The sequence below is a fragment of the Pseudomonas sp. L5B5 genome (assembly GCF_020520285.1).
Lineage (GTDB): Bacteria > Pseudomonadota > Gammaproteobacteria > Pseudomonadales > Pseudomonadaceae > Aquipseudomonas.
In genome coordinates, this window is record NZ_CP084742.1 from 4168670 (window position 1) to 4187412 (window position 18743).

Consider the following 18743-nt stretch of genomic DNA (forward strand, 5'->3'; position numbering starts at 1 on the left):
CGACGCCTTGCGTCGGCTTGTTCATTGCACGCTACAAGGGCTCAACCGCGCTTGTAGACAATTTCCTTGCTGCCGGCTTCGCAGGAGCCGACCACTTTGCCATCAGCCGCAGCGCCCTTGTCGACCACTTCCAGCGAGTAGTGAGGGACGCCATTGGCATCGATCTTCGCGGCGATCTCGCTCTTGAGCTCTTCGCATGGCTTGCCGGCGGCAAGGGCAGTTCCCGCAAGACTGAACAAAGCAGCAGCTAAAACTAGTTTTTTCATCGGTCACATTCCCTGGTCGGATCAAAAGGGGCGGCGTGAACACCAGCCTGGCAGACGCTGAAGACAGTTGTAGCGCTTTGCCATTTCCTATGGCACTCGGCCAGCGCACAAGTTCCAGAGCCTAGCTCAAGCCCTCAACTATTGGCAATGCGGAAGCCGACCTTGAGGGTGACCTGGAAATGGGCCGCCTTGCCGTCCTTGATATGGCCACGGGTTTCAGTCACTTCGAACCATTCCAGATGCTTGATGCTCTTGTGCGCCTCGGCCAGCGCGTTGTTGATCGCATCTTCGATGCTGTTGGGCGACGAACCCACCAGTTCGACCTTCTTGTAGGTGTGATGATCAGTCATGGCACTCTCCTTTTCAGTGATGCACTAAAGCCTAGCAGTGATTGCTTCACGTACTTGTGGCGCGTTGTCCCAGGGTGAAGTTCAGATTTTCTGCACTTTCCCAATGCGCCGCAGTCGGAACCTACACACCTCATCATTACCTAGCAGGAGAGCAACACATGGCCAATTCGTCGTTACGCAAAGCCTCGCTGGAAAGTATGGAAGCCGAGATCGAGAGCCTGCTCAAATCCCTGGAAAGCCTCAAGGACGACGCGTCCGAGGAGTCGCGCAAGACCCTCAAGACCCTCAAGAGCAACGCCGAAAGCGCGCTGAAACATTCACGCAGCCTACTCAGCGATGCCTATGAAGAGGTCAAGGTAAAAACCCGCGAAACCGGGATCGCCACCCGCGACTACGCCCAGGAACACCCCTGGACCACCGCTGGCGTGGCCGTCGGGGCCATTGGCCTGCTGGCCGCCTATCTGTTGTGCAAGCGCAACGACTGAGCCCTGCTTCCCTTCCTGAAACTCAAGCCGGCTGGCGCAGTTCGCTTTTCAGCCACTGCGCCAGCTGGCGGGCGCGCCCATCCGCGGCGCGCTTGGGGGACCACAGCGCCAGCTGCCCCGGGGTATCGCAAAACCCCCAGGGCGCCACCAGCCGACCGGCCTGCAGGTCCTCGACCACCAGCGGTTCCGGGGCGATCGCCACCCCCAACCCGGCCACGGCCGCCTCTAGCAAGTAATACAAGTGCTCGAACCCCTGTCCGTACTTCAGGCCCTGCGGGGCGATACCGTTGTGCCTGGCCCAGCTGGGCCAGGCCTGGGGTCGCGACGTGGTATGCAACAGCGGCTCGCTCGCCAGGGCCGCCGCCGGAGCCTGATGCAGCCGCGGATACCCGGCGTAGCGCGGGCTGAGCACCGGGCCGATACGCTCGCAAGCCAGCTCATGGACCTGCATGTCCGCCGGCCAGGGCGGTTCGGCAAATACCAGCAGGGCATCGAGTCCCGGCCGGCGTGGGTCCAGGTCGCCTTCACCGGCGGACAGGTGCAGGCGCAGGTCCGGCAGGTCGGCATTCAGGCGCCCCAGGCGCGGAATCAACCAGCGGGCCAGCAGGCTGCCGGAGCAACCCAGGACGAAAGGTGCATTGGCGTTGCCCTGGGTCAGCTCGGCACAGACGTCGCGCAAGCGTTCGAAGGCCTCGCTGCTGGCGTCCCGCAGGCGGACCCCGGCATCTGTGAGTTTAAGGCCACGCCCATCCTTGACGAACAGGCTCAGCCCCAGGTGCTCTTCCAGCACCTTCAGCTGCCGGCTGACCGCACCGTGGGTGACATGCAGCTGCTCGGCCGCCTGGCTGACACTGTTCAGCCGGGCAGTGGCTTCGAACGCCCGCAGGGCATTCAGGGGAGGCAGGTCGCGGCTCATTTGATTGGTGAGTTTTCCTGACAGGTTGTGGCGATCTTATCGGTTTTCAGTACCCGATGGCAGCGGTAGAGTGAGCCCCATTGTTTCCACGCTTTTTCCACGAATCCATTCGGGAGCGCTCCAATGACCCAGTCCCAATTGCGTAATGGTCCTGACGAAAACGGCCTGTTCGGTGCGTTCGGCGGCCGTTATGTCGCAGAAACCCTCATGCCGCTGATCCTCGACCTGGCTCGCGAATACGAAGCGGCCAAGGACGATCCGGCGTTCCTCGAGGAACTGGCCTACTTCCAGCGCGACTACGTCGGCCGTCCAAGCCCGCTGTATTTCGCCGAACGCCTGACCGAACACTGCGGCGGCGCCAAGATCTACCTCAAGCGCGAAGAGCTGAACCACACCGGCGCGCACAAGATCAACAACTGCATCGGCCAGATCCTCCTGGCCCGGCGCATGGGCAAGCAACGCATCATCGCCGAGACCGGCGCCGGCATGCACGGCGTGGCCACCGCCACCGTGGCCGCGCGTTTCGGCCTGCAGTGCGTGATCTACATGGGCACCACCGACATCGAGCGCCAGCAGGCCAACGTGTTCCGCATGAAGCTGCTGGGCGCCGAGGTGATCCCGGTGGTGGCCGGCACCGGCACCCTCAAGGACGCGATGAACGAAGCCCTGCGGGACTGGGTGACCAATGTCGACAACACCTTCTACCTGATCGGCACCGTGGCGGGCCCGCACCCGTACCCGGCCATGGTCCGCGACTTCCAGGCGGTGATCGGCAAGGAAACCCGCGAGCAGATGCAGGCCCAGGAAGGCCGCCTGCCGGACAGCCTGGTGGCGTGCATCGGTGGCGGCTCCAACGCCATGGGCCTGTTCCACCCGTTCCTCGATGACCAGAGCGTCGAGATCATCGGCGTCGAAGCGGCCGGCTACGGCATCGAGACCGGCAAGCACGCCGCCAGCCTCAACGGTGGCGTCCCGGGTGTACTGCATGGCAACCGCACCTTCCTGCTGCAGGACGACGATGGCCAGATCATCGATGCCCACTCGATTTCCGCCGGCCTGGACTACCCCGGCATCGGCCCGGAACACGCCTGGTTGCACGACATCGGCCGCGTCGAATACACCTCGGTGACCGACGACGAAGCCCTGGCCGCGTTCCACCAGTGCTGCCGCCTGGAAGGCATCATCCCGGCGCTGGAAAGCGCCCATGCCCTGGCCGAGGTGTTCAAGCGCGCACCGACCCTGCCCAAGGATCACCTGATGGTGGTCAACCTCTCGGGGCGTGGCGACAAAGACATGCAAACCGTGATGCACCACATGCAACAGTCCCAGCAGGAGAAACATTGATGAGCCGCCTGCAAACGCGCTTTGCCGAACTCAAGCAGCAGAATCGCGCCGCCCTGGTGACCTTCATCACCGCTGGCGACCCGGGCTACGACACCTCGCTGGCGATCCTCAAGGGCCTGCCTGCAGCCGGCGCCGACGTGATCGAGCTGGGCATGCCCTTCACCGATCCCATGGCCGACGGCCCGGCGATCCAGCTCGCCAACATCCGTGCCCTGGGGGCCAGGCAGAACCTGGCGAAAACCCTGCAGATGGTCCGCGAATTCCGCCAGGACAACAGCGATACACCGCTGGTGCTGATGGGCTACTTCAACCCCATCCATCACTATGGCGTGCCGCGCTTCATCGCCGACGCCAAGGCCGCCGGGGTCGATGGCCTGATCGTGGTGGACATCCCACCGGAACATAACAGCGAGCTGTGCGACCCGGCCCAGGCCGCGGGCATCGACTTCATCCGCCTGACCACCCCCACCACGGACGACAAGCGCCTGCCGAAGGTGCTCGATGGCAGTTCCGGGTTCGTCTACTACGTGTCGGTGGCCGGGGTGACCGGTGCCGGTGCCGCGACCCTGGAACATGTGGAGCAAGCGGTGGCACGCCTGCGCCGTCATACCGAGCTGCCCATCAGCATCGGCTTCGGCATCCGCACCCCGGAACAGGCCGCGGCGATCGCCCGCCTGGCCGACGGCGTGGTAGTGGGTTCGGCGCTGATCGACCATATCGCCAACGCCGAATCCCCGGCCCAGGCGGTGGACGGTGTGCTGAGCCTGTGCTCGGCGCTGTCCGAAGGCGTGCGCAAGGCGCGCCTCGGCTAAGGCCCGGCCAGAAGCCAAAAAGGGTTCCAGGAGCAGTCCCGGAACCCTTTTTTCATGGTTCGCCGACAGCTCAGAACACCGTCAGGTCCAACGGCCGCAGCGCCCCCATCCAGATTGCATGGTCAGTGTGATCCAGCAGGTCATCACCGGTATCCGGGTGCAGGAACACCACCAGCCCCTGGCGATTGAGCGCCAGCCAGGGCACCACCTCGCCGAACAGCCCCGGCTTGAAGGCCAGTTGGCAGCTCCAGTCTGGATGCGGCCCCACCAGCCGCTCGTGGACCCGGCCCATCTGCAGGCCGAACCGTTGCGCCGCCTGCTCGCACAATGCCCGGGCCTGGTCGATGGTGCTGGCGTCAAAGTAGACATGGGCGTGATAACCCTTGATTCGTTGCATGCAAACCCTCGCGATATAAGACGAACCCTCTGGGCCCGCCACAGGTCACAACCCTACCTGTAGTAAACAAGGAGGCCTGGCCATGAAAAATGCCGAAACCCCAGTGATCAAGCTAGTGCTCTATGGTGCCATGAGCAGCCTGGGCAGTGCGCTGATGGCCGAGAGCCTGCGGCGCCAGCATGAAGTCATCGCCATTCTCGACGATCTCACCGCACTGGCCCCGCGCCCCGGCCTGCGCACCAAGGGTGGCAGCCTGTTCGAGGCCGACGAGGTACAACGAAGCGTCGCCGGCTGCTCGGCGGTGATCTGCCTGCTGGATGCTTCCGGTCTGCCGGGCAGCCCGATCCCGGGCAGGGTCGCCGATCCGCTGGCCCAGGTGCAGGCCACCGACGCGCTGGTAGAGGGCCTGCAGGCCGCCGGTATCCGCCGCCTGGTGCTGGTGGGAAACTTCGCCGTCCTCGATAACCCGCCCGCCCATACCAGCCTGCCGCATCACACTGCCGAGGAAATCCTCGACACCCTGCGCAGCAGTCCCCTGGACTGGACCCTGGTCAATGCGCCACGGGCCGCCGCCGGGCTGGGCATCGAACACTTCAACCAGGTGGGCGACAGCCTCGAGCCCGGGCTTGCAGAATCCCTGCGGCGCCTCCATGGCGTGGCCGTGGGTATCAACGACGAGCTGCACCTGAACCTGCACCTGCGCGAACACGTGGAGTTCGTCGGCATCCACGAAAGCGGTTGACGCTCAAGACTGGGGCGCCAGGGTAGCGGCCGCAGGCTCAGGCCGAAGCGATGTTGCATGCCCCTGGCCGGGCTGTTCACGGCTCCGGTCAACGGGCAATGGAGGGCAACGCCAGCCCCGTGAGGGTCTGGGCGCTGGCGGCCTGCTCGACCATCAGCCAATCGACGAAGCGCTGGATCAGCGGCCCCCGGCGCTTGCGCTGGGGCAAGACCACGTAATAGCCGTAGCTGGAGATCACTGTCTCGGCGATGGGCCGACACAACAGGCCCTGGGCCAGCAGGCTGTCCACCAGGTGGCGCCAGCCGATGGCCACGCCCTGGCCAGCGATGGCCGCCTGGATCAGCAGGGTGTAGTTGTCGAAGCGCAGCGGCCCCGGAGCGGGTGCAGAGGCGATGCCCAGCTCGCGAAACACCCCGCTCCAGTCGAACCAGCGACTGCTGCCCTCGCCCCGCAAGTGCAGCAGCGGCAACTCCAGCAGCCCGTGAGCGGGCAGGGGCGTGGCGCGATCCTTGAGCAGCGCCGGGCTGCACACCGCAAACACCTCCTCGCTGAACAGCCAGTGGCTTTGCCCCTGATTGAAACGCCCATCGCCGAACAGCACCGCCACGTCGACATCGCTGCGCAGGGCACCCTGGCTGCGCTCGCTGGTCACCAGGCTGACATCCACCTGGGGATTGGCCTCATGGAAACGATGCAGGCGCGGCATCAGCCAGTAGGCGGCGAAGGCAAAGTCGGTGGCGACTTGCAGCACCTCGTGCTGATGTTGCTGGCGGATGGCGCTCAGGCCGGCATCGATGTTCTGCAGGCCGGCCTGGACCTGCTCCAGCAACAGCGCGCCGGAGTCGGTCAGTTCTATGCCGCGATAGATCCGGTCGAACAGCCGTATCCCCAGCTGTTCTTCCAGGCGCTTGATCTGCTGGCTGATGGCCGGCTGGGTGGTGCCCAGCTCCACCGCAGCAGCGGTAAAGCTGCGCTGGCGTGCTGCTGCTTCGAACACCCGCAACAGGTCCAGGGACAGGTCACCCAGGGCTTCATACATAAGCTGTGCTTATCCTAGTCATTGTCGTGCATGGGCTTTACCGCCATCGACGTGGAATTCATCCTCGATCGCAGCAATCTCGCATAACCATCGACTATGGAATGCCGCGATCCCATGAAGCGCAAGAACATTCTCTTCATCATGGCCGACCAGATGGCCGCCCCCTTGCTGCCGTTCTACGGCCCGTCGCCGATCCAGCTGCCGAACCTGAGCCGGCTGGCCGCCGAGGGCGTGGTGTTCGACGCGGCCTACTGCAACAGCCCGCTGTGCGCGCCATCGCGTTTCACCCTGGTCAGCGGCCAGTTGCCGAGCAGGATCGGCGCCTACGACAACGCCGCCGACTTTCCCGCCGATGTGCCCACCTACGCTCACTACCTGCGGCGCCTGGGCTACCGCACTGCGCTGTCGGGCAAGATGCACTTCTGCGGGCCGGACCAGTTGCACGGCTACGAAGAACGCCTGACCAGCGACATCTACCCCGCCGACTACGGCTGGGCGGTGAACTGGGACGAGCCCGACGTGCGCCCCAGCTGGTACCACAACATGTCCTCGGTGCTGCAGGCCGGGCCCTGCGTGCGTACCAACCAGCTGGATTTCGATGAAGAGGTGTTGTTCAAGGCCCGGCAATATCTGTTCGACCATGTACGCGAGGCGGGTGAGCAACCGTTCTGCCTGACCGTGTCGATGACCCACCCCCACGATCCGTACACGATTCCCAGGGCCTACTGGGACCTGTACCGCGACGAGCAGATTCCCATGCCCCAGGCGCTGCCCCAGGACGAGCAGGACCCGCATGCCCAGCGCCTGCTCAAGGTCTACGACCTGTGGGACAAGCCGCTGCCCGAGGACAAGATCCGCGCTGCCCGACGCGCCTACTTCGGCGCTTGCAGCTACATCGACGACAATGTCGGCAAGCTGTTGCAGACCCTGGAGGAAACCGGCCTGGCGGATGACACCATCGTGGTGTTCTCCGGCGACCACGGCGACATGCTGGGCGAGCGCGGCCTCTGGTACAAAATGCACTGGTTCGACATGGCCGCCCGGGTGCCGCTGCTGGTCCATGCCCCGGGGCAGTTCGCCGCCGGCCGGGTCACCCGCGCGGTGTCCACCGCCGACCTGCTGCCCACCCTGGTGGAACTGGCTGGTGGCACCCTGGAGCCCGGCCTGCCGCTGGATGGCCGCTCGCTGCTGCCGCATCTGCAAGGGCAGGGCGGACATGACGAAGTGTTTGGCGAATACATGGCCGAAGGCACCATCGGCCCGCTGATGATGATTCGTCGTGGTGCCTACAAGTTCATCTACAGCGAGGATGACCCATGCCTGCTGTTCGACCTGGCCAACGACCCTCACGAACGCCGGGACCTGCGCCAGTCACCGGCGCATCGCCAGTTGTTCGCCGACTTTCTCGACGAAGCCCGCCGCCGCTGGGATATCCCGCAGATCCACCAACAGGTGCTCGCCAGCCAGCGCCGCCGGCGCTTCGTTGCCCAGGCGCTGAGCATCGGCAGGCTCAAGAGCTGGGATCACCAGCCACTGGTCGATGCCAGCGCGCAGTACATGCGCAACCACATCGACCTCGATGACCTGGAACGCAAGGCCCGTTATCCACAACCCTGCCAAGACCAATAACGAACAACGCAAGGGGAAACGCATGCAAAGGTTATCCACAGTAGTGAGTGCCACCCTGATGCTGCTGGCCAGTACGCCGGCCTGGGCCGAGCCGGGGTGCGAGACGGTGAAGATGGCCGATCCGGGCTGGAGCGACATCGCCGCCACCAACGCCATCGCCGGTTTTCTGCTTGAAGGCCTGGGCTACAAGCCCAAGGTCGATACCCTGGCCGTGCCGATCATCTTTGGCGGGCTCAAGGACGCCCGGGTCGATGTGTTCCTGGGCAACTGGATGCCGGCGCAACAAGGCTTCCACGACAAGTTCGTGGCCAGCGGCGACGTTACCCGGCTGGCGAAGAACCTGGAGGGCACCGAGTTCACCCTGGCCGTGCCGGACTATGTGTGGGACGCCGGCGTGCGTGACTTCAACGACCTGAACACCTATGCCGAACAGCACCCCCAGGACGTCGACAAGAAGCTCTACGGCATCGGCTCCGGTGCCCCGGCCAACCTGTCGCTGCAGGAAATCATCAAGCGCAACGACTACAGCCTCGGCCAGTGGAAACTGGTGGAGTCCAGCGAGCAGGCGATGCTGGCCGAGGTCTCGCGGGCGGTGAAAAAGCACAAGTTCGTCACCTTCCTCGGCTGGACTCCGCATCCGATGAACGTGCAACTGAACATGCGCTACCTCAAGGGCGGCGAGAAGTACTTCGGCACCAGCGGCAGCGTCTACACCCTGACGCGCAAGGGTTATGCACAGGCCTGTCCGAACGTCGCCAGGCTGCTGGGCAACCTCAGCTTCACCCAGGACATGGAGAACAGCATCATGGCCGAGGTGACGAACAAGAAGGTCAGCAACGCCGACGCCGCCAAGGCCTGGATCAAGGCCAACCCGGCGGTGCTGGCTCCATGGCTGGAAGGGGTGAAGACCCTCGACGGCCAGGATGCCCTGCCAGCCGTGCAAGCCCGTCTCTAGCACCCACTGCAGGAGCGAGGCTTGCACGCGATGGGCTACGCAGTAGCCGCAAACCTGCGCACGCGCTCCCTCTGAAGGACCACGTCGCCTGCATCACGCGCAAGGACTGGGCTTCCCCCTTGCTCCTACAGGAGTGGGGTAAGCCCTGCGGCAATGCTTTACCCTGACGCCTCTGAACAAGCTGACCGCGAGGACCCATGGCCTGGCCTGATCGCCATTCACTGCTGCCCTTTCTCGACTGGCTGCCACGCCAGACCCGCGCCAGTGTCGGGCGCGACCTGCTGGTGGGCCTGAGCGGTGCGGTCCTCGCCCTGCCGCAGTCGATCGCCTATGCACTGATCGCCGGCCTGCCCCCGGAGTACGGCCTGTACGCCGCCATCGTCCCGGTCCTGGTCGCCTGCCTGTGGGGGTCTTCCTGGCACCTGATCTGCGGGCCCACGGCGGCGATCTCCATCGTCCTCTATGCCAGCGTCAGCCCCCTGGCGGTGCCGGCTTCCGAGGACTACATCACGCTGATCCTGCTCCTGACCCTGCTGGCCGGAGCCTTCCAGTGGTTATTGGGGATGCTGCGTTTCGGCGCCCTGGTGAATTTCGTCTCGCACTCGGTGGTGCTGGGCTTCACCCTTGGCGCGGCGGTGGTGATCGCCCTGGGCCAGCTACCCAACCTGATGGGCCTGGACCTGCCGAACCAGGCCACCGCCCTGGGTAGCCTGAACCTGCTGTTGCAACACCTGGGCGACATCGATCGGCCGTCCCTGCTGCTGGGGGTGGGCAGCCTGGCGCTGGGGGTTGGCTTCAAGCTGCTGGCGCCACGCTGGCCGGGGCTGTTGCTGAGCCTGGTGCTCAGTGCCCTGGCGGTCTGGCTGCTGCCAGGGCTGTTCGGCCATGTCCAGCTGGTCAGCGCGTTCGTCGGCCGGTTACCGCCGCTGAGCCCTCTGCCGCTGGACCTGGAGCTGATCCTGCGGCTGCTGCCCAGCGCCGTGGCGGTAGGCATGCTGGGGCTGGTCACCAGCCTGTCGATCGCCCGCTCGCTGTCGGCCCGTTCGGAGCAACTGCTCGACGCCAACCAGGAAGTTCGCGCCCAGGGCCTGTCGAACATCGTCGGGGCCTTCTTCTCCGGCTACCTGTCCTCCGGTTCCTTCACCCGCTCGGGCCTGAGCTACGAGGCCGGCGCACGCTCGCCCCTGGCTGGGGTGTTCTCGGCGCTGTGGGTGGCGCTGTTCGCGGTGGCCGGTGCCGGGCTGATCGCCCATATCCCGATCCCGGCCATGGCCGGCAGCATCCTGCTGATCTGCTGGGGCCTGGTGGACCACCGAGGCATCCGCGCCTTGTTCCGGGTCAGCCGTGCCGAGTTCGTGGTGATGAGCCTGACCTGCATCGCCACCTTGCTGCTGGAGTTGCAGACCGCGATCTACGCCGGCGTCCTGGCGTCGCTGTTCTTCTACCTCAAGCGCACCTCGCAACCACGGGTGCAGCACAGTCGCGAAGGCGACGAGGACATCCTGCGGGTCGGCGGTTCGATCTTCTTCGGCGCCAGCCATTACCTGCAGGTTCGCCTGCAAGGCTGCCACGGAGCGAAACTGGTGATCGACGCACGGCAGATCAACTTCATCGACTATTCGGGGGTGGAGATGCTGCACCAGGAAGCACGCCGGCTCAGGCGCCAGGGCCGCAGCCTGACCTTGCGCCGGGCGCGACCGGCGGTGAAGGAGGAGTTGATCAAGCTGGAAGGGGCAGAGGACTGCCCGATCCGCTTCGAGGACTGAGCCCGGGTTGCAGCAGGGTTATCGCGGCAGCCCCATCGCGGGCAAGCGGCGCTCCTGCAGGGAGGGCGCAATCGCGCGCTGAACGATGAGGCGCTCCGTCAGAGCGCCAGTTGGCGACGCAGCTCGGCCAGCACCGGGGCGCTGTCCGGACGCACCCCGCGCCACAGGTAGAAGGCTTCCGCCGCCTGCTCGGCAAGCATGCCCAGGCCGTCGAGCACCAACGCGGCTCCCTGCTCGCTGGCCCAGCGGCAGAACGTGGTCGGCTCCTTGCCATACATCATGTCGTAGCACACCGTCCTGCCTGGCTCGACCAGGCTGGCGGAGATCGGCGGCAGCTCGCCCGACAGGCTGGCGGAGGTGGCGTTGATGATCAGGTCCACCGATTCTTCCAGCCAGTCGAAACCGCTGGCCGACACCGGCCCCAGGTCAGCGAACGCGGCGGCCAGTTGCTCGGCCTTCTCCACGGTGCGGTTGGCGATCACCACCGTGGCGGGCTGCTCGGCCAGCAAGGGTTCCAGGGCTCCGCGCACCGCGCCGCCGGCCCCCAGCAGCAGGATCCGCTTGCCCTTGAGACTGACCCCGGCATTGACCATCAGGTCGCGTACCAGTCCGGCGCCGTCGGTATTGTCCCCCAGCAGGCTGCCATCGGCCTGCTTGCACAGGGTATTCACGGCCCCGGCCCGTTGTGCGCGCCTGGTGAGGCTGTCACACAGGCGGTAGGCCTCTTCCTTGAACGGTACGGTGACGTTGGCCCCGCGTCCCTGGGCAAAAAAGTCGCGGGCGGCGCCGGCAAAATCGTCCAGGGGCGCCAGCAGGGTGGCGTACTCGAGCTGCTGGCCGGTCTGCTCGGCGAACAGCCGATGAATCAGCGGCGATTTGCTGTGGCCAATCGGATTACCAAAGACAACGTACTGGTCCATCTCTTCCCCCTTGTGTGCGAGCAGTCTGGTGCCAGGTCCGGTCAGTTGGCGCTGGCCAGCCAGTCGCGATCCTTGAGGAAGTATTCGGTCAGGCGCGCTTCTTCGCTGCCCGGCTCGGCCTTCCAGTCATAACCCCAGCGGACCTGTGGCGGCAGCGACATGAGGATCGACTCGGTGCGGCCACCCGATTGCAGGCCGAACAGGGTGCCGCGGTCGTAGACCAGGTTGAACTCCACGTAGCGGCCCCGGCGGAACTCCTGGAATTCACGCTGCTGCTCGGTGTAGGCCGCGGCCTTGCGGCGCTGGATGATGGGCAGGTAGGCCTCGATGTAGGCGTCGCCGATGGCCCGCATGAAAGCGAAGCTGGTGTCGAAGTCCCATTCGTTCAGGTCGTCGAAGAACAGGCCACCGATACCCCGCGGTTCGTTGCGGTGCTTGATATGGAAATAGCTGTCGCACCAGGCCTTGTAGCGTGGATAGACATCGGGACCGAAGGGTGCACAGGCACGTTCGGCGACCCGGTGCCAGTGCACGCAATCTTCCTCGTTGCCGTAGTAGGGCGTCAGGTCGAAGCCACCACCGAACCACCAGACCGGCTCTTCGCCTTCCTTCTCGGCGATGAAGAACCGTACGTTGGCGTGGGAAGTCGGTACGTGGGGATTGTGCGGGTGGATCACCAGGGACACGCCCAGGGCCTCGAACCCGCGGCCGGCCAGCTCTGGTCGATGGGCGCTGGCGGACGGCGGCAGGCCGCTGCCGAACACATGGGAAAAGTTGACCCCGCCTTTCTCGATCACCGCACCATTGCCGATCACCCGGGTCCGGCCACCACCGCCAGCGGGACGAGTCCAGGCGTCCTCGATGAAACGAGCGCTACCGTCCTCGGTTTCCAGTGCGGCGCAGATACGGTCTTGCAGGTCGAGCAGATAGGCCTTAACGGCCTCGGTGCGGGTAGTCATGGCATCACCTTGGGTCGGGCAAAGCTACGCGGCACTGGGGATGACGCGCAGGCCGGCGCAAATGGGCGCGTAGCATAACACCGCGTCGGGGCCTGCCGCAGTTGACGAAGGTCAAGCAGAGGAGTCCGATAGAGCACTTTTCAGCATGTGACCAAGGAGACAGGACAGATGGCCAAACGTATCCAGTTCCACGCCCATGGCGGCCCCGAAGTACTTGAGTATGTGGATTACCAGCCGGCCGAGCCGGGCCCGCAGGAAGTGCGTGTGAGCAACCGGGCCATCGGCCTGAACTTCATCGACACCTACTACCGCAACGGCTTGTATGCACCGCCGGCACTGCCATCGGGCATGGGTTTCGAGGGCGCCGGGGTGGTCGAGGCCGTCGGCAGCGCGGTGACGCGTTTCAAGGCTGGCGACCGAGTGGGTTACGGCAGCGGCCCGATGGGCGCCTACAGCGACGTGCATGTCCTGCCCGAAGACCACCTGGTGCTGCTGCCGCAGGGCATCAGCTTCGAGCAGGCCGCTGCGGTGATGCTCAAGGGACTGACCGTGCAGTACCTGCTGCGCCAGACCTATGAGCTCAAGGGCGGGGAAACCGTGCTGTTCCACGCTGCCGCAGGTGGTGTCGGTTCCCTGGCCTGCCAATGGGCCAAGGCCCTGGGGGTCAAGCTGATCGGTACGGTCAGTTCGCCGGAAAAAGCCGCCATCGCCAAGGCCCTCGGCGCCTGGGAAACCATCGACTACAGCCATGAAGACGTGGCCCAGCGGGTGCTGGAACTGACCGGCGGGCGCAAGTGCCCGGTGGTCTATGACGGCGTCGGCAAGGATACCTGGCTGACCTCCCTGGACTGCCTGGCGCCACGGGGCCTGATGGTCAGCTTTGGCAACGCCTCGGGGGCGGTGGATGGGGTGAACCTGGGGATTCTCGCAGCCAAGGGTTCGCTGTACGTAACCCGGCCAACCCTGGGCAGCTACGCCAACAATGCCGAGAACCTGCAGCATATGGCCGACGACCTGTTCGGCATGATCACCAGCGGCCAGATCAAGGTCGAGATCAACCAGCGCTTTGCCCTGGCAGATGCGGCCAAGGCCCATGTCGAACTGTCGGCCCGGCGCACCACCGGCTCGACCCTGCTGCTGCCATAACCTGGCGAGGACGTTCGCTGCCGGGGGAGCGCTGCGCACTCTGGCGCGAGCACGCTCCCTCGTCACCCTCCTTCAGGAAGGCCGGATCACCTTGCCGGTGGCCAGGTCGCGAATCAGGCTGGGGTTCCTGCGTCCTCCCAGGCTGCCGCTCAGAACCAGGTCCAGCTGACCCCGGAAGTACTGCTCGACCCGCAGCCGCGTCCGCGCCGCGGGCCGCCCCTGGGGATTGGCCGAGGTGGAGATCAGCGGCCCCACCAGGGCACACAGCTCACGCACCAGCGGATGGTCGCTGACCCGCAGGGCCACGGTGTCATGGACCCCGGTGACCCATTCGGGCAACAGGTTCTGATGGGGCACCAGCCAGGTGTTGGGCCCCGGCCAGGTGCTGGACATACGTTCGATCCAAGTGTCGGGGAAATCCTCGAACAGGAAATCGAACTGGTGGATATTGTCGGCGATCAGGATCAGGCCCTTGTCCACCGACCGCGACTTGATCGCCAACAGGCGATCCACCGCCTCTTCGTTCCACGGATCGCACCCCAGGCCCCAGACCGCTTCGGTTGGATAGGCAATCACCGCCCCTGCGCGAATCTCTCGTGCGGCTTGTTGCACACGCCAACTGCTGACCATTGCCGACTCTCCAGATAAAAGCTGTGCGCAGTTTACCGATCCTGCTTATAAAACCTAGCTCAGGCGCGCAAACCAGCGCCCGTTTTCATTGGCCGCACGGCCATCGATCTCCAGCTCGGTCAGGCTCGACAGCACCCGTGGCAGCGGCCATCCACTGGCGAGCGCCAGGGCTTCGCTGCTGTGGGGTGCGGCCTGCAGCAGGGCCAGCAGCGGATGCGCGCTGCTGGCCATCGGTTCGACGGCGGGCGGCAGGCGCTGCCAACCCTGGAGAGTCTCGAGGATGTGGTGGACGCTTTCGACCAGCACCGCGCCATCTCGAATCAGTTGATGGCAGCCCCGGGCGCCGGGGTGATGGATCGAACCGGGAATGGCATAAACCTCGCGGCCCTGCTCCGCGGCCAGCCGGGCAGTGATCAGCGAACCACTGGCCACGCTGGCTTCTACCACCAGTACGCCCAGGGACAGGCCGCTGATAATCCGGTTACGCCTGGGGAAGTGCTCCGGGCGTGGACCAGTGTCCAGGGAAAATTCGGAAACCAGCGCGCTGCCCTGATCGATCATGGCCCGGGCCAGGTCCCGGTGCCGCTGTGGATAACAATTTTCCAGGCCGGTGCCGAGCACCCCCACCGTGCGCCCGCCGACGTCCAGCGCCGCCCTGTGGGCAGCCCCGTCGATGCCCAGGGCCAGGCCACTGGTAATGACAAAACCCGCCTCGGCCAGGCTGCGGGAAAACGCCGTGGCGGTATCCAGCCCCGGCTTCGAGGCGCGTCGACTGCCCACCAGCGCCAGCTGCGGCCACTCGAGGATCGCCGGGTCACCGGCGACGAACAGCAGGGGCGGGGCATCCTGCAACTGGGCCAGCAACGCCGGGTAGCCGGGCTGGTCCCACATCAGCAAATGCCGGCCCGGGCCGTCTATCCAGGCCAATGCGCGCCCGGCCCCCTCACGCACTTCGGCGCTGCGCCGGGCGTCGGCACAGACCGCCGGCATCCCCAGGGACTGCCAGGCCGCCGCCGGGGCGCTCAGGGCCCTGGCCGCGCCACCGAAGGCCTGGAGCAGGCGTTGAAAACGCATGGGGCCCAAGCCGGGCAAGCCATGCAAACGTAGGCGGGCTTCCAGTTCCGCAGGGGAAATGGCGGCGGCGGTCGACTGTGACATGGATCATCCTTGATCGTCATGGCTCCGGCCTGCGCCGGAACAAGCTGTGGATAAGTCTGTTGGTAACTTGTTGAGGAATACCTTCTTGCGAAGCGGCTGCCGCTTGCCCGGGCACTGTGGGCCTGCCCCGGCCAACGGGGAGCGGGCGAGCCATCGGCACACCACTGCAGGAGCCGGGGGACAAGGCTGCAGCCCAGGGACGGCAAGGCGAACAGTGATTTCCTCGGGGGCTGAATCCCTTTATCATGTGCATTCGCGTGAAACGCCAGAGCCTGCGCGGCTCGCTCCTTCCCAGAGCACGTTTTGCATCGGCGCCCCAGGTCCAGGACCTGCCAGGACGTCGAATCCGCCTTCATTTCACACGTGTAGCAATTACGTCTATGGCCATTTTAAACATCCTCGAATTCCCCGACTCGCGCCTGCGCACTATCGCCAAACCCGTGGCCGTAGTGGACGACGAAGTGCGCCGGTTGGTCGACGACATGTTTGAAACAATGTATGAGGCCCCCGGCATCGGCCTGGCGGCGACCCAGGTCAACGTGCACCTGCGCGTGGTAGTCATGGACCTGTCCGAAGATCGCAGCGAGCCCCGGGTCTTCATCAACCCCGAGTTCGAATCCCTGACCGACGAAATGGACCAGTACCAGGAAGGCTGCCTGTCGGTACCGGGTTTCTATGAAAACGTCGACCGTCCGCAGCGGGTCAAGGTCAAGGCCCTGGACCGCGATGGCCAGCCCTACGAACTGATCGCCGAAGGCTTGCTGGCTGTGTGCATCCAGCATGAATGCGACCACCTGAACGGCAAGCTGTTCGTCGACTACCTGTCCACGCTCAAGCGTGACCGGATCAAGAAGAAGCTGGAAAAGCAGCATCGCCAGCAGGCTTGATGGCCGTCTTGCAAAGGCTTGCCATGGCAAGCCTTTTTCTTTTCCGCACCTTCGCAACCGAGAACTCCCATGACTGAGCCACTGCGCATCGTCTTTGCCGGCACCCCAGAATTCGCCGCCGAACACCTCAAGGCCCTGCTCGACAGCCCGTACGAGATCGTGGCCGTCTACACCCAGCCGGATCGCCCAGCCGGCCGCGGGCAGAAGCTGATGCCGAGCGCGGTCAAGGCGCTGGCCGTGAACCATGCAATTCCGGTCTATCAGCCGCAGACCCTGCGCAATGCCGAGGCCCAGGCCGAACTGGCGGCACTCGAGCCGGACCTGATGGTGGTGGTGGCCTACGGTCTGATCCTGCCCCAGGCGGTGCTGGATATCCCACGCCTGGGCTGCATCAACAGCCATGCCTCGCTGCTGCCACGCTGGCGTGGCGCAGCGCCGATCCAGCGTGCCGTGCAAGCCGGCGACGCCGAGAGCGGCGTCACCGTGATGCGCATGGAAGCGGGCCTGGATACCGGACCGATGCTGCTCAAGGTGGTCACCCCGATCAACGCCGAAGACACCGGCGGCACCCTGCACGACCGCCTCGCGCAAATGGGCCCGGGCGCAGTGGTGCAAGCCATCGCCGGCCTGGCCGATGGCAGCCTGCAAGGTGAAGTGCAGGACGACAGCCTGGCCACCTACGCCCACAAGCTGAACAAGGACGAAGCGCGCATCGACTGGAGCCGCCCCGCCGTGGAGCTGGAGCGCCTGGTCCGCGCCTTCAACCCGTGGCCGGTGTGCCACAGCACCCTCGACGGTGAAAGCGTGAAGGTATTGGCCGCCAATCTGTCCACAGGCAAGGGCGCCCCTGGCGAAGTCCTCTGCGCCAGCAAGGACGGCCTGGTCGTCGCCTGTGGTGATGGCGCCCTGAGCCTGACCCGCCTGCAATTGCCCGGCGGCAAGGCCCTGGCCTTCAGCGACCTGTTCAACAGCCGCCGCGAGAAGTTCGCCAGTGGCAAGGTGCTCGGCCAATGAACCCACGCCTGGCCGCCGCCCGCGCCCTGGCCGCCGTCCTCAGCGGCAAGGCCTCACTGAACAGCTCACTGCCGGGACAGTTGGACAAGGTCGACGAGCGTGACCGTGGCCTGACCCAGGACCTCGCTTTCGGCACCGCCCGCTGGCAACCGCGCCTGGACCTGCTGGCCGCGCAATTGCTGCAGAAGCCGTTCAAGGCCGCTGACGCCGATGTCCAGGCGCTGCTGCTGGTGGGCCTGTACCAGCTGTTCTACACCCGTATCCCGGCCCATGCCGCCATCGGCGAGACCGTCGGTTGTGCCGACAAGCTCAAGAAGCCCTGGGCCAAGGGCCTGCTCAATGCCGTGCTGCGCCGCGCCCAACGTGAAGGCCAGGAGCTGCTTGCCGGCATGGAGCGCGACCCGGTAGTGCGCACCGCCCATCCACGCTGGTTGCAGAAGTCGCTCAAGGCGTTCTGGCCCGAGCAGTGGGAAGCCATCTGCGCTGCCAACAATGCCCATCCGCCGATGATCCTGCGGGTCAACCGTCGCCACCACAGCCGTGATGCCTACCTGGCGCTGCTGGCCGAGGCGGGCGTTGGCGCCAGCGCCTGCCAGTACAGCCGAGACGGCATCGTGCTGGCCGAAGCCTGCGACGTGCGCGGCCTGCCGGGCTTCGCCCAGGGCTGGGTCAGCGTGCAGGACGAAGCCGCGCAACTGGCCGCCGACCTGCTGGACCTGGCCCCTGGACAACGGGTGCTGGATGCCTGCTGTGCTCCTGGCGGCAAGACCTGCCACATCCTCGAAGCCGAGCCGGCCCTGGCCGGCGTGGTGGCCGTGGACCTGGAAGCCAAGCGCCTGGTACGGGTGCGGGAAAACCTCGACCGCCTGGGGCTCGACGCTCAACTGATCGCCGCCGACGGCCGCGACACCCAGGCCTGGTGGGACGGCAAGCTGTTCCAGCGCATTCTGCTGGACGCGCCGTGCTCGGCCACCGGGGTGATCCGCCGGCACCCGGACATCAAGCTGACCCGTCAGCCCGACGACATCGCGGCCCTGGCGCAACTGCAAGGCGAGCTGCTGGATACCCTGTGGCAAACCCTCGAGGTGGGCGGCATCCTGGTCTACGCCACCTGCTCGACCCTGCCCACCGAGAATACCGAGGTGATGGCGGCCTTTCTCGCCCGCACTCCGGGTGCCCGGGAGCTGGACCTGGCCACCGAAGCCGGCCTGCGCCAACCCCACGGCCGCCAGCTGCTGGCCCGGGAAGGCGGCCACGACGGCTTCTACTATGCCAAGCTGATCAAGATCGCCGCTTCACGCGGGTAAGCACAAGAACCTAGGGAGTAG

General features: G+C 65.5%; 20 protein-coding genes. 11 read left to right on the forward strand and 9 right to left on the reverse strand.

The genetic code is table 11. The features are described 5' to 3' along the window. Nucleotides 1-41 precede the first annotated feature (41 nt). Nucleotides 42-266, reverse strand: a complete 225-nt coding sequence (locus tag LGQ10_RS18925; RefSeq protein WP_058436210.1) for a DUF1161 domain-containing protein — start codon at nt 264-266, stop codon at nt 42-44. A 134-nt stretch (nt 267-400) separates the two neighbouring features. After that, the gene (locus LGQ10_RS18930; protein ID WP_011058429.1) at nt 401-616 is read right to left on the reverse strand and encodes a dodecin; all 216 of its coding nucleotides are present in this window, start codon (nt 614-616) and stop codon (nt 401-403) included. Nucleotides 617-774: 158 nt separating this feature from the next. Here LGQ10_RS18930 and LGQ10_RS18935 point away from each other — a divergent pair, with 158 nt between their 5' ends. Then, nucleotides 775-1101: a DUF883 family protein gene (locus LGQ10_RS18935; RefSeq protein WP_058436211.1), complete on the forward strand. Its 327-nt coding sequence runs from the start codon at nt 775-777 to the stop codon at nt 1099-1101. A gap of 22 nt (nt 1102-1123) precedes the next feature. Here the strand turns inward: LGQ10_RS18935 and LGQ10_RS18940 are convergent, their stop codons facing one another. Next, nucleotides 1124-2017, reverse strand: coding sequence for a LysR family transcriptional regulator (locus tag LGQ10_RS18940; protein WP_226522873.1), 894 nt, complete (start codon nt 2015-2017; stop codon nt 1124-1126). A gap of 123 nt (nt 2018-2140) precedes the next feature. On the opposite strand from LGQ10_RS18940, the gene trpB reads away from it, so the two are divergent. Together trpB and trpA are read left to right on the forward strand one after the other, a co-directional pair. Beyond that, nucleotides 2141-3361 (forward strand): tryptophan synthase subunit beta, encoded by a 1221-nt coding sequence (trpB, locus tag LGQ10_RS18945; RefSeq protein ID WP_226522874.1) that lies wholly within the window; start codon nt 2141-2143, stop codon nt 3359-3361. After that, entirely contained in the window at nt 3361-4173 is an 813-nt protein-coding gene (trpA, locus tag LGQ10_RS18950; RefSeq protein WP_226522875.1) for a tryptophan synthase subunit alpha, read from the forward strand. Before trpB ends, trpA begins: the two co-directional genes overlap by 1 nt. Before the next feature lie 70 nt (nt 4174-4243). On the opposite strand, the gene LGQ10_RS18955 is transcribed toward trpA, so the two are convergent. Further along, on the reverse strand, nt 4244-4570 hold the full coding sequence (locus tag LGQ10_RS18955; protein ID WP_226522876.1) for a DOPA 4,5-dioxygenase family protein: 327 nt from the start codon (nt 4568-4570) through the stop codon (nt 4244-4246). Between the two features lie 82 nt (nt 4571-4652). Between LGQ10_RS18955 and LGQ10_RS18960 the strand changes: the two genes are divergently transcribed. Next, on the forward strand, nt 4653-5312 hold the full coding sequence (locus LGQ10_RS18960) for an NAD(P)-dependent oxidoreductase (protein WP_226522877.1): 660 nt from the start codon (nt 4653-4655) through the stop codon (nt 5310-5312). A gap of 88 nt (nt 5313-5400) precedes the next feature. Here the strand turns inward: LGQ10_RS18960 and LGQ10_RS18965 are convergent, their stop codons facing one another. Then, the gene (locus tag LGQ10_RS18965; RefSeq protein ID WP_058436044.1) at nt 5401-6351 is read right to left on the reverse strand and encodes a choline sulfate utilization transcriptional regulator; all 951 of its coding nucleotides are present in this window, start codon (nt 6349-6351) and stop codon (nt 5401-5403) included. Nucleotides 6352-6465: 114 nt separating this feature from the next. Here LGQ10_RS18965 and betC point away from each other — a divergent pair, with 114 nt between their 5' ends. The 3 genes from betC to LGQ10_RS18980 all read left to right on the forward strand — a co-directional run bounded on the left by betC (nt 6466) and on the right by LGQ10_RS18980 (nt 10701). Continuing rightward, a complete protein-coding gene (betC, locus tag LGQ10_RS18970) occupies nt 6466-7980 on the forward strand; it encodes a choline-sulfatase (protein ID WP_226522878.1) in 1515 nt (504 codons plus the stop codon). A 22-nt stretch (nt 7981-8002) separates the two neighbouring features. Then, nucleotides 8003-8935: a choline ABC transporter substrate-binding protein gene (gene choX / locus LGQ10_RS18975; RefSeq protein ID WP_226522879.1), complete on the forward strand. Its 933-nt coding sequence runs from the start codon at nt 8003-8005 to the stop codon at nt 8933-8935. A 197-nt stretch (nt 8936-9132) separates the two neighbouring features. Beyond that, on the forward strand, nt 9133-10701 hold the full coding sequence (locus LGQ10_RS18980; RefSeq protein WP_226522880.1) for a SulP family inorganic anion transporter: 1569 nt from the start codon (nt 9133-9135) through the stop codon (nt 10699-10701). A gap of 98 nt (nt 10702-10799) precedes the next feature. Here LGQ10_RS18980 and aroE read toward each other — a convergent pair whose 3' ends face one another. Beyond that, complete coding sequence (gene aroE / locus LGQ10_RS18985; RefSeq protein WP_058436040.1) at nt 10800-11621, reverse strand: shikimate dehydrogenase; 822 nt, start codon at nt 11619-11621, stop codon at nt 10800-10802. A 41-nt stretch (nt 11622-11662) separates the two neighbouring features. Then, nucleotides 11663-12580 (reverse strand): oxygen-dependent coproporphyrinogen oxidase, encoded by a 918-nt coding sequence (hemF, locus tag LGQ10_RS18990; protein WP_058436039.1) that lies wholly within the window; start codon nt 12578-12580, stop codon nt 11663-11665. Nucleotides 12581-12748: 168 nt separating this feature from the next. Here hemF and LGQ10_RS18995 point away from each other — a divergent pair, with 168 nt between their 5' ends. Further along, nucleotides 12749-13726: an NADPH:quinone reductase gene (locus LGQ10_RS18995; RefSeq protein ID WP_058436038.1), complete on the forward strand. Its 978-nt coding sequence runs from the start codon at nt 12749-12751 to the stop codon at nt 13724-13726. 72 nt (nt 13727-13798) lie between these two features. Here the strand turns inward: LGQ10_RS18995 and LGQ10_RS19000 are convergent, their stop codons facing one another. Then, nucleotides 13799-14356: an L-threonylcarbamoyladenylate synthase gene (locus LGQ10_RS19000; RefSeq protein WP_058436037.1), complete on the reverse strand. Its 558-nt coding sequence runs from the start codon at nt 14354-14356 to the stop codon at nt 13799-13801. 54 nt (nt 14357-14410) lie between these two features. Continuing rightward, nucleotides 14411-15514, reverse strand: a complete 1104-nt coding sequence (gene dprA, locus LGQ10_RS19005) for a DNA-processing protein DprA (RefSeq protein ID WP_058436036.1) — start codon at nt 15512-15514, stop codon at nt 14411-14413. Between the two features lie 380 nt (nt 15515-15894). On the opposite strand from dprA, the gene def reads away from it, so the two are divergent. The 3 genes from def to rsmB all read left to right on the forward strand — a co-directional run bounded on the left by def (nt 15895) and on the right by rsmB (nt 18722). After that, nucleotides 15895-16401 (forward strand): peptide deformylase, encoded by a 507-nt coding sequence (gene def / locus LGQ10_RS19010; protein ID WP_058436035.1) that lies wholly within the window; start codon nt 15895-15897, stop codon nt 16399-16401. A 69-nt stretch (nt 16402-16470) separates the two neighbouring features. Beyond that, nucleotides 16471-17415, forward strand: a complete 945-nt coding sequence (gene fmt / locus LGQ10_RS19015; protein ID WP_226522881.1) for a methionyl-tRNA formyltransferase — start codon at nt 16471-16473, stop codon at nt 17413-17415. Beyond that, nucleotides 17412-18722, forward strand: coding sequence for a 16S rRNA (cytosine(967)-C(5))-methyltransferase RsmB (gene rsmB / locus LGQ10_RS19020; protein ID WP_226522882.1), 1311 nt, complete (start codon nt 17412-17414; stop codon nt 18720-18722). The genes fmt and rsmB overlap by 4 nt, the downstream gene beginning before the upstream one ends. Nucleotides 18723-18743 lie beyond the last annotated feature (21 nt).

Coding starts and splice junctions, on each gene's coding strand:
- aroE (WP_058436040.1), bottom strand. CDS start 11,621: ATGGACCAGTACGTTGTCTTTGGTAATCCGATTGGCCACAGCAAATCG.
- LGQ10_RS19000 (WP_058436037.1), bottom strand. CDS start 14,356: ATGGTCAGCAGTTGGCGTGTGCAACAAGCCGCACGAGAGATTCGCGCA.
- trpA (WP_226522875.1), top strand. CDS start 3,361: ATGAGCCGCCTGCAAACGCGCTTTGCCGAACTCAAGCAGCAGAATCGC.
- LGQ10_RS18925 (WP_058436210.1), bottom strand. CDS start 266: ATGAAAAAACTAGTTTTAGCTGCTGCTTTGTTCAGTCTTGCGGGAACT.
- choX (WP_226522879.1), top strand. CDS start 8,003: ATGCAAAGGTTATCCACAGTAGTGAGTGCCACCCTGATGCTGCTGGCC.
- LGQ10_RS18960 (WP_226522877.1), top strand. CDS start 4,653: ATGAAAAATGCCGAAACCCCAGTGATCAAGCTAGTGCTCTATGGTGCC.
- trpB (WP_226522874.1), top strand. CDS start 2,141: ATGACCCAGTCCCAATTGCGTAATGGTCCTGACGAAAACGGCCTGTTC.
- LGQ10_RS18930 (WP_011058429.1), bottom strand. CDS start 616: ATGACTGATCATCACACCTACAAGAAGGTCGAACTGGTGGGTTCGTCG.
- LGQ10_RS18940 (WP_226522873.1), bottom strand. CDS start 2,017: ATGAGCCGCGACCTGCCTCCCCTGAATGCCCTGCGGGCGTTCGAAGCC.
- dprA (WP_058436036.1), bottom strand. CDS start 15,514: ATGTCACAGTCGACCGCCGCCGCCATTTCCCCTGCGGAACTGGAAGCC.
- LGQ10_RS18995 (WP_058436038.1), top strand. CDS start 12,749: ATGGCCAAACGTATCCAGTTCCACGCCCATGGCGGCCCCGAAGTACTT.
- hemF (WP_058436039.1), bottom strand. CDS start 12,580: ATGACTACCCGCACCGAGGCCGTTAAGGCCTATCTGCTCGACCTGCAA.
- def (WP_058436035.1), top strand. CDS start 15,895: ATGGCCATTTTAAACATCCTCGAATTCCCCGACTCGCGCCTGCGCACT.
- LGQ10_RS18935 (WP_058436211.1), top strand. CDS start 775: ATGGCCAATTCGTCGTTACGCAAAGCCTCGCTGGAAAGTATGGAAGCC.
- LGQ10_RS18955 (WP_226522876.1), bottom strand. CDS start 4,570: ATGCAACGAATCAAGGGTTATCACGCCCATGTCTACTTTGACGCCAGC.
- LGQ10_RS18980 (WP_226522880.1), top strand. CDS start 9,133: ATGGCCTGGCCTGATCGCCATTCACTGCTGCCCTTTCTCGACTGGCTG.
- rsmB (WP_226522882.1), top strand. CDS start 17,412: ATGAACCCACGCCTGGCCGCCGCCCGCGCCCTGGCCGCCGTCCTCAGC.
- LGQ10_RS18965 (WP_058436044.1), bottom strand. CDS start 6,351: ATGTATGAAGCCCTGGGTGACCTGTCCCTGGACCTGTTGCGGGTGTTC.
- betC (WP_226522878.1), top strand. CDS start 6,466: ATGAAGCGCAAGAACATTCTCTTCATCATGGCCGACCAGATGGCCGCC.
- fmt (WP_226522881.1), top strand. CDS start 16,471: ATGACTGAGCCACTGCGCATCGTCTTTGCCGGCACCCCAGAATTCGCC.